Origin of the sequence: Kitasatospora griseola, from assembly GCF_014648555.1 — a bacterium.
In the GTDB taxonomy this organism is placed as follows: Bacteria; Actinomycetota; Actinomycetes; order Streptomycetales; family Streptomycetaceae; genus Kitasatospora; species Kitasatospora griseola.
Genome location: NZ_BMRI01000056.1, coordinates 21,230 through 30,201, shown reverse-complemented (window position 1 = coordinate 30,201; position 8,972 = coordinate 21,230). Strand labels below are relative to the sequence as shown.

Here is an 8,972-nt window from a genome sequence, read left to right as displayed (position 1 = left end):
GAAGAACGGTCTACCGGACCAGACCCCGCTGCGAGACAGAAACTCGCAGATTGATCACAATCCGATACGCGCCCTAGGGCGGGTGAACCGCCGTCAGGTCTACCGCACCACCGTCGAGCTGGAGGTGCCGTATGAGAGCGGTCGGCGCACCGTCACTATCCCGGTGGAGACCCGTGGCAGGCCGTACGCCGGCGAGTCGATCGGCGTCCGATTTGCGCCGGCCGCACCGGAGTTGGGCGTCCACGTCGACCGCGAGACGGCGGTGGACGGGCTCGGGCTGGTGTGGATCCTGGTCCTCGGGGGGTTCGGCCTGCTCTTCACGCCGATCATCCTGGTCGACCACCGGGAGAACGTGCATGCCTGGCGCCGCTACCGCCCCGGCGTGCACCTGCCCGCGTTCGCCCTTCTGATCGCGGGAGTCGGCGTCGCCGGCTACGTGGGGTTGGCCCTGCCGTCGCCGTGGCTCGGCTGGCCGCTGGCCGTGTTCGCCGCCGCCACGCCCTGGCTGTGTCTGGCGCACGCGATCCGGCCCGAGGCCCTGCACGGCGTGTTCGACCGGGTGGTGCGCGGACTCGGCCGTCTGCTGATCGGTCGTCAGGGGCGCTGAGATCTTCAACCTGACGGATCGTCAGGAGGGCGGGTCGGGTTCAGGCCTGCCGTGGCGGCGGCGGTGCGGAGGAGGTCGTCCACCATGGCGGGGGTGAGTCGGCCGGTGTAGGTGTTGCGCGGGCTGACGTGGAAGCAGCCGTACAGGTGCAGGGCGGGACCGCCGTCGGTGGCGGGGAGGGCGGCGTGCGCGCCGTGGCCGAACGTCGGCCGTGGGCGGGGGATCTGCCAGCCCGCAGCGCCGAGGGCCGGGAGGACCGCCTGCCAGGCGAAGCCGCCGAGGGCGACCACGGCGCGCACGGTCGGGCGCAGGTACTCGAACTCCCGGACGATCCAGGGGCGGCAGGTGTCGCGCTCCGCGCTGGTCGGCCTGTTCTCCGGCGGGGCGCAGCGGACCGGGTCGGTGATCCGCACGCCGAACAGTTCGAGGCCGTCGTTCCGCCAGGTGGACTGCGGCTGGGAGGCCAGACCGAGCCGGTGCAGCGAGGCGTACAGCAGATCGCCGGACGGGTCGCCGGTGAAGATCCGGCCCGTGCGGTTTCCGCCGTGCGCGGCGGGGGCGAGTCCGACCAGCACCAGGCGGGCGTCGGCCGGCCCGAAACCGGGGATCGGACGCGCCCAGTAGTCCTGTCCCCGGAATGCCCGGCGCTTCACCCGGGCCGCTTCCTCCCGCCACGCGACCAGCCGCGGACAGGCCCGGCAGCCGACCACCAAGTCGTCCAGCTCGGCCAGTCCGTGGACCCGTTCGACCAGCGTGGAGGGCAGTTCCATGGCCCGATCCTACGGGCGCGCACCGGTCGGACGGCGGAGCGGCGATTCGCAACCGGAAAGCGCTTTCCGTTTCGTGTCGCCGCTGCCGCTTCGGAGTAGCGTGGAAGTACGAGTCTGCCTGCCGTACGGGTCGAGGTGACGGCGATGATCGTGGTCGACGTGGTGATTGCGCTGGTGCTGCTGCTGGCGCTGCTCGCCGGGCTGAGCGTGCGCATGGTTCAGCAGTACCAGCTCGGGGTGGTGTTCCGGTTCGGCCGGGTGCTGGACGAGATACGGACGCCGGGGCTGGTGCGGATCGTGCCGATCGCCGACCGGCTGCGCCGGGTGAACGTGCAGATCATCACGATGCCGGTGCCCGCGCAGGAAGGCATCACCCGGGACAACGTGACCGTCCGGGTCGATGCGGTGGTGTACTTCAAGGTGGTCGACCCGGTGAAGGCGATCATCAACGTACAGGATTACAACTTCGCGATGTCGCAGGTCGCGCAGACCTCACTGCGGTCGATCATCGGCAAGAGCGAACTGGACGACCTGCTGGCCAACCGCGAGCCGATCAACCAGGGCCTGGAGCTGATGCTGGACAGCCCCGCACTGGGTTGGGGCGTCCAGATCGACCGGGTCGAGATCAAGGACGTGGCGCTGCCCGAGTCGATGAAGCGCTCGATGGCCCGGCAGGCCGAGGCGGACCGGGAGCGGCGGGCCCGGATCATCACCGCCGACGGCGAGTTCCAGGCGTCCGCGCGCCTGTCGGAGGCCGCGAAGGTGATGTCCGCGACCCCGGCCGCGCTGCAACTGCGGCTGCTGCAGACCGTGGTGGAGGTCGCCGCGGAGAAGAACTCCACCCTGGTGCTGCCGTTCCCGGTGGAGCTGCTGCGCTTCCTGGAGAGCTCCACCGAGCGCAACGCCGCGCAGGCCGTCGAGGCCACCGAGGTCGCGGCGCAGCTCGCCGAGACCGAGGAGGACGCCGAGCCGGCGCCGGACGTCGAGCAGCTGGAGCTGCCACAGGTCGCTCCGGCCGCGGAAGTCGGGCCGCCGGAGCGACCGTTGAGCGTGACACCACGCCATGCCGCGCCACGGGACGTCCCGCCGCGGGGCGTGACGCCGCCGGGCGCCGCTCCGCCGGACGCGGCTCCGCGGCACGCGGCGTGACCGGCCGGACGGGGCGGGTGGCCGCGCGGCGGGCGGGTGCGGCCAGCGGTGGCGGGCGGTCCGCCGACAGGGCCAGCATGGAAGACGGCCAGTGGACACAACCAGCTCGGGAGGTCCGGCCATGACCACCGCGAAAGAGATCATGCACCCGGGAGCGCAGTGCGTCACCGGTGAACAGACCCTCGCCGACGCCGCCCGGATCATGCGCGAACGCGACGTCGGCGCGCTGCCCATCTGCGACGAGAACATGAAACTGCTGGGCATCGTCACCGACCGGGACATCGTGCTCAGGTGCGTCGCCGACGGGCGCGACCCCAGCGGCGTCAAGTGCGTCGAACTCGCCCTCGGTCGCCCGATGGTGATCGAGGAGGACGAGGACGCGAGCCTGGTGCTGGAGGTGATGGAGGACCACCGGGTGCGCCGGCTGCCGGTGATCAACCACCCCGACCACCAGCTCGTCGGCATGATCAGCGAGGCCGACATCGCCCGGCACCTGCCGCAGGAGCGGCTGGCGGAGTTCGTCACCGCCATCACCCGCTGAGCCTTCGGAGCTCCGAGGATCGGCACCCCGCCGCACCCGGTTCCCGGCCGCACCCGGTTCCCGGCCGCACCCGGTTCCCGGCCGCACCCGGTTCCCGGCCGCACCCGGTTCCCGGCCGGAGCCGGGACGCGGTGCGGCGGAGTAGCGACGAGGTGACGGTGCGTCAGTGCAGGTACTGCTTGGGCAGCTTGGCGAGGAACGCGTCCGCGATCACCTGGTAGCCCGCGTCGTTGGCGTGGATGTCGCCGCGCGCCATGTTGGTCCACTGCATGACCCGGGCCACGTTCAGCGGCACCTGCTGACCGCCCAGGGGCACCAGCGGCGCGAAGGAGTCGGTGTCGAACGCCCGCGCCACGTCGGCGGTCGGGACGCGGTGACGGGCGTCCACCGTCTCGATCACCGAGTTCAGCGTGTTCGCCAGCGGCACCGACGCGGTGGCCATCGCCTTGCCCCGGTCGCCCGTCATCCAGGCGGCCAGGAACGGGTCGTACAGGTTCATGCCGACGATCCGGGTGTGCGGGCCGGCCGCCGCCTGCAGCTCGCCGAGGATCCGGTCCAGCCCGGTGCGGACCTGCTCGATGCCGTTCAGCGCGCACGGCAGGTCCAGCGAGCCGCCCGCCGCGCAGCGCTGCACGTCGTTGGCGCCGATGTCGATGGTGACCAGCACCTCGTCCTTCCAGTGCGCCTTCAAGTAGGCGACCGCCGCCTCCAGTTGGGAGCCGCCGAAGGAGTGCGGGTACGGGCAGCCGCCGTTCGCCATGGTGCCGGTGGTCTCGCCCGGGCAGCCCAGGTCGGTGAACTCGAACGGCCGGCGGTCGTCCGCCGCCCGCTCGCCCAGCGTCCGCGCCAGGTCCTGGGCGTAGCCGCGCCCCACGATGTGGCCACCGGTCGGCGTGGACTGGTAGCCGGCCGCCAGCGAGTCGCCGACCGCCAGGTAGTACGCGGTGGCGTGCTGCCCGCCCGGCGCCGCCGAAGCCGGAACGGCCGCCGCGCCGGCGAGCGTCAGAGCGGCGAGCGCGGTCGCAACGAGCGTGCGGCGGCGGGGGATCGGGCGCATGGAGCCTCCAGGGCGAATGATCGCGATCAGACGGATCAGAGGAGGCTACTGCCCGGTAGGCATTCGGGAACAGAGGTGTGCACGCACCTCGTCCGCCGGTTCCGGCGGGGCCGTCGGGCGCGGCGCTCAGCCCGGGAAGGCGTAGACGGTGGTGGCGTGCGCGACCGGGTCGTCCGGGGCGTCCGGCGTGGCGAGGGTGATCTCCGCGAACGCGATGCGCCGACCCAGCTTGGTCAGCCGCGCCGTCACCAGCAGATCGGTGTCGCGGGCCGCACGTTGGAAGGTGATCGACTGCTGGACGGTGGTCATCGGCGCGAAGCCGCCCAGCGCGGAGGACACCGCGACGACCGTCGCCGTGTCGGCGGCCGCCATCATCGCCTGCCCGGACAGGCCGCCGCCGTCCCGGGCCAGCTGGTCCGACCAGGGCAGCCGCAGCACCGCGTGCCGCTCCCCGGTCTCCACCACCGTCAGCCCCAGCGCCTGCACCCACGGCGCGAAACGGTCGGCGAGGATCAGGTCGCCCTCGGCGGGCGACAGGCCCTTCGCGGGAGCGGCGCCGGCGGCGGGTACGGCGTTCGGGGAGGTCGTCATGGCGTGATCGTAGAGGCCGCCCGTGACGCACGGCCATACCCCGGGCGCGGAGCGTCCACCGGGTCGTGGACGGACCGGGCGCGAGGCATGGTGGTGGGGTGGGAGTGCGGCGGAGTCTGGCGGAACTGCGGAGCGAGTGGCGCACCGGGCACCTGATGGTGCTGCTGCCGCTCGGCCTGATCGTGCTGATCTCCGTCACCGACATCCTGATCTCCCCGGACATCCACCTCGGCCCGCTGCTGGTGGTCGCCCCCGCGATCACCGCGTCGTTCGCGGGCGCCCGGCTGACCGCCCTGGTCGGCGCCCTCGCGGTGGTCGCGCAGATCCTCATCGCCCAGTTCCACGGCGGCCTGTTCACCCCCAACCACCAGGCCCAGATCGGCGCCCTCGCGCTGGTCACCGTCCTCATCGTCGCCTTCTGCCGGGTCCGCGAACGCCACGGGCGCGAACTCACCCAGGTCCGCACCGTCTCCGACGCCGTCCAGGGCGTCCTGATGCGCCCGCTGCCCGAACACGCCGGCCCGCTGCGGATCGCCACCCGCTACCTCGCCGCCGACGACGAAGCGAACGTCGGCGGCGATCTGTACGCGGCCGTACGCACCGGATCCGCCACCCGGCTGCTGATCGGCGACGTCCGCGGCAAGGGCCTGGCCGCCGTCGGCGATGCCGCCGCGTTGCTCGGTGCATTCCGCGAACTCGCCCACCGGCACGAGGACCCGGCCCGCCTGGCCGACGCCCTGGAGGCCTCCTACCAGCGCCACCTCGCCGAGATCGCCGACGCCGGCCAGGACGTCCGGGAGAACTTCGCCACCGCGCTGGTGCTCGACCTGCCCGACGACCACCCCGTGATCCGGCTCGCGGACTGCGGACACCCACCGCCCCTGCTGCTCACCCCCGGCGGCGGCGCCCACCTGCTCCCGCTGCCCCGCTCCGGACCCCCGCTGGGCATGGGCGACCTCGCCCCCGTCGAGCGCCGCACCGAGGAGTTCGCCTTCCCGCCCGGCAGCACCCTGCTGCTCTACACCGACGGCGTCACCGAGGCCCGCGACCGCGACGCCGTCTTCTACCCCCTGCCCGCCCGTGCCGCCCAGCTCACCCCCGCCGCCTCGCCCCGGGACCTCCTCGACCGCCTCCGCCGCGACCTGCTCGCCCACGTCGGCGGCCGACTGCCGGACGACGCGGCGCTGGTCGCCGTCGGCCGGGAGGCCTGACGCGCGCAGCCCGGGCCGGCCGCACTCGCGCCGACGGGGCGCGTCCGAGCGGGCGGCCGTGGGCGGACACCTCCCCGACCCGCCGGTCGCCCGCTCGGACAGCACGTCGCCCCGACCCGCCGTTCGCCGCTCGCGCCGGACGCCGGACACCCCGGCTGGAATGATCGGGGCCATGGCCTCAGATCTCGCCCGCGCCCTCGCCGCCGCCGTCCGCGGCGAGGTCCGCTTCGACCCGGCCGAGCGCGCCGTGTACGGGCAGGACGCGTCCAACTACCGGCAGGTGCCGCGCGGGGTGGTGAAACCGGCCGACACCGACGACGTGCGGGCGGCGCTGGCCGTGTGCCGGGAGCACGGGGCGCCGGTGGTGGCGCGCGGGTCGGGGACCAGCATCGGCGGGCAGGCGATCGGGCCCGGCGCGGTGGTCCTGGACTTCCGGCGGCACCTCGGCAAGGTCCTGGCGGTCGACCCGGACGCCCGTACCGCGCGGGTCGAACCCGGCACCGTCCTCGACGAACTCCAGCGCGCCGCCCGGCCGTTCGGGCTGCGGTTCGGACCGGACCCGTCCACCCGCAGCCGGTGCACGCTCGGCGGAATGATCGGCAACGACGCCTGCGGCTCGCACTCCCTCGCCTGGGGCCGCACCTCCGACAACCTGCACAGCCTGGACCTGCTGCTCGCCGACGGTACCGAACTGACCGCCACCGGCCCGCTGTCGCCCGCCGAACGGGCCGCCCTCGCCGCCGCTCCCGGCCGACTCGGCCGCCTGCACCGGGAGTTGCAGGCCCTCGCCACCGACCACCTGGCACTGCTGCGCCGCGCCATGCCGACCCTGCCGCGGCGCGGCTCGGGCTACCCGCTGGACGCGCTGCTCCCGGAACGCGGCCACGACCTGGTGCGGGCGGTCACCGGCACCGAGGGGACGTGCGCCCTGCTGCTCGGCGCCACCGTCCGACTGGTGCCCGAACCGCCGTTCCGCGCACTGGTGGTGGCGGGCTACCCGGACGAGACGGCCGCCGCCGACGCGGTGCCCGCGCTGCTCCCGCTCGGCCCGCTGACCTGCGAGGGAATGGCCGCCGACCTGATCGCCGCACTGCTCGCGGCCGGGCCCCGCCCACCCGTGCTCGACCGGCTGCCCGACGGCGCGTGCTGGCTGTTCCTGGAGACCGGCGGCGCCACCGCCGCCGAGGCCGTCGACCGGGCCCGCCAACTCGCCGACGCGGTACGGCGGGAGCGCACCGCGACGGTCGCCGTGCTCGCCGACCCGGCCGAGCAGCGCGCGCTGTGGTCGATCCGGGAGGCCGGCGCCGGCATCGTCACCCGCCTGCCCCCGGGCCCGGACGGCGCACCCGGCGGCGCGGCCTGGCCCGGCTGGGAGGACTCGGCCGTCCCGGTCGAGCAACTCGGCTCGTACCTGCGGCAGTTGCGGACCCTGCTGAAGCGGTACGGCCTGCACGGGGTGCCGTACGGGCACTTCGGTGAGGGGTGCGTGCACCTGCGTCTCGAATTCCCGGTGCGCGAACGGCCGCAGGCGATGCGGGAGTTCCTCGTCGAGGCGGCGGATCTGGTGGTGGCGCACGGGGGTTCGCTGTCCGGCGAGCACGGCGACGGGCAGGCCCGGGCCGAACTGCTGCCCCGGATGTACCCGCCGGAGGTGATCGACCTGTTCGCCCGGTTCAAGCGGATCTGGGACCCGGACGGCCTGCTCAACCCCGGACTGCTGGTCGACCCGCGCCCGCTGGACGCCGATCTGCGCTTCCCCGGACGGGAGTTGCCGCTCACCCTGGCCTACCCGCAGGACGGCGGCAGCCTGCTGAACGCGGTGCACCGCTGCGTGGGCGTCGGCAAGTGCGTGGACACCGCCGGCGGGGTGATGTGCCCGAGCTACATGGTGACCGAGGAGGAACGGCACTCCACCCGCGGCCGGGCCCGGCTGCTGGGCGAGATGCTGCGCGGCGAACTCGTCACCGACGGCTGGCGCTCGCCGGAAGTCCGCGAGGCACTCGACCTCTGCCTGGGCTGCAAGGGCTGCGCGAGCGACTGCCCGGTCCAGGTCGACATGGCCACCTACCGGTCCGAATTCCTGTACCACCACTACCGGTTCAGGCCCCGACCGGCCGCCCACTACTCGTTCGGCCTGCTGCCGTTGTGGCTCCGGCTGGCCCATCTCGCGCCCCGCGCCGCGAACGCCGCCCTGCGCGGCCGGATCAGCGGGACCCTGCTCAAACGCCTCGGCGGCATCGACGCCCGGCGCGCCCTCCCCGCCCTCCCGGAGCGCCGTTTCTCCTCCTGGTTCCGCGAACACCGTGCCGCCCACCCCGCCGACCCGGCCGCCCCCGCCGTGCTGCTGTGGCCCGACTCGATGTCCGAACTCCTCGACCCCGCACCGGCGGTGGCGGCCGTCCAGGTCCTGGAACGGCTCGGCTTCCGGGTGCAGCTCCCGACCGGGCCCGTGTGCTGCGGGCTCACCCTGATCGCGAGCGGCCAACTCGGCCTGGCCCGGCGGGTGATCCGGCGCACCCTGCGCCACCTGCCGCCCGAGCTGCCAGTGGTCGGCCTGGAGCCGTCCTGCACCGCCACCCTCCGCGGCGACTGGCCGAAGCTCCTCGACGGCCCGCTCGAACTCCCCAGCCGGGTACGTACGTTGGCCGAGTTCCTGGACGAACGCGAAGTCCCCCTGCCGCAGCTGGCCGGAGCGGCGATGACCCAGGTGCACTGCCACCAGCACGCCGTCCTCGGCACCGCCGCCGACCAACGCCTCACCGCCCGCCTCGGCCTGGCCAACCGCCAACTCGACGCCGGCTGCTGCGGACTGGCCGGCGCCTTCGGCTTCGAACGCGGCCACTACGAGGTGTCGATCGCCGCCGCCGAACGCGCCCTGCTCCCCGCCGTCCGCGCCGCCGCCCCGGACACCCTGCTGCTCGCGGACGGCCTCAGCTGCCGCACCCAACTCACCCAACTGGAGCCGTCCGCCCGACCGTTGCACCTCGCCGAAGTCCTGCTCCGCGCGTTCGAGCAGGCGGAGGGGCCCGACCACGCGCCCGGGTAG

8 protein-coding genes are annotated in these 8,972 nt (G+C 74.0%); 5 read left to right on the top strand and 3 right to left on the bottom strand.

Annotated elements, in window-relative coordinates; genetic code table 11:
- Positions 1-82 precede the first annotated feature (82 nt).
- A complete protein-coding gene (locus tag IEZ12_RS35620; protein WP_189278326.1) occupies positions 83-607 on the top strand; it encodes a hypothetical protein in 525 nt (174 codons plus the stop codon).
- Positions 608-612: 5 nt separating this feature from the next.
- On the opposite strand, the gene IEZ12_RS35615 is transcribed toward IEZ12_RS35620, so the two are convergent.
- Positions 613-1,377, bottom strand: coding sequence for a uracil-DNA glycosylase (locus IEZ12_RS35615; protein WP_189278324.1), 765 nt, complete (start codon positions 1,375-1,377; stop codon positions 613-615).
- Positions 1,378-1,521: 144 nt separating this feature from the next.
- Between IEZ12_RS35615 and IEZ12_RS35610 the strand changes: the two genes are divergently transcribed.
- Together IEZ12_RS35610 and IEZ12_RS35605 are read left to right on the top strand one after the other, a co-directional pair.
- Entirely contained in the window at positions 1,522-2,526 is a 1,005-nt protein-coding gene (locus IEZ12_RS35610) for a slipin family protein (RefSeq protein WP_189278322.1), read from the top strand.
- Between the two features lie 121 nt (positions 2,527-2,647).
- Positions 2,648-3,067: a CBS domain-containing protein gene (locus IEZ12_RS35605; protein WP_189278319.1), complete on the top strand. Its 420-nt coding sequence runs from the start codon at positions 2,648-2,650 to the stop codon at positions 3,065-3,067.
- 163 nt (positions 3,068-3,230) lie between these two features.
- On the opposite strand, the gene IEZ12_RS35600 is transcribed toward IEZ12_RS35605, so the two are convergent.
- Both IEZ12_RS35600 and IEZ12_RS35595 read right to left on the bottom strand, forming a co-directional pair.
- The gene (locus tag IEZ12_RS35600; RefSeq protein WP_189278317.1) at positions 3,231-4,124 is read right to left on the bottom strand and encodes an SGNH/GDSL hydrolase family protein; all 894 of its coding nucleotides are present in this window, start codon (positions 4,122-4,124) and stop codon (positions 3,231-3,233) included.
- A 126-nt stretch (positions 4,125-4,250) separates the two neighbouring features.
- Positions 4,251-4,715, bottom strand: a complete 465-nt coding sequence (locus IEZ12_RS35595) for a PaaI family thioesterase (RefSeq protein ID WP_189278315.1) — start codon at positions 4,713-4,715, stop codon at positions 4,251-4,253.
- A gap of 104 nt (positions 4,716-4,819) precedes the next feature.
- Between IEZ12_RS35595 and IEZ12_RS35590 the strand changes: the two genes are divergently transcribed.
- Both IEZ12_RS35590 and IEZ12_RS35585 read left to right on the top strand, forming a co-directional pair.
- Positions 4,820-5,926 (top strand): PP2C family protein-serine/threonine phosphatase, encoded by a 1,107-nt coding sequence (locus tag IEZ12_RS35590; RefSeq protein WP_229848608.1) that lies wholly within the window; start codon positions 4,820-4,822, stop codon positions 5,924-5,926.
- Between the two features lie 172 nt (positions 5,927-6,098).
- A complete protein-coding gene (locus tag IEZ12_RS35585) occupies positions 6,099-8,972 on the top strand; it encodes an FAD-binding and (Fe-S)-binding domain-containing protein (RefSeq protein WP_189278313.1) in 2,874 nt (957 codons plus the stop codon).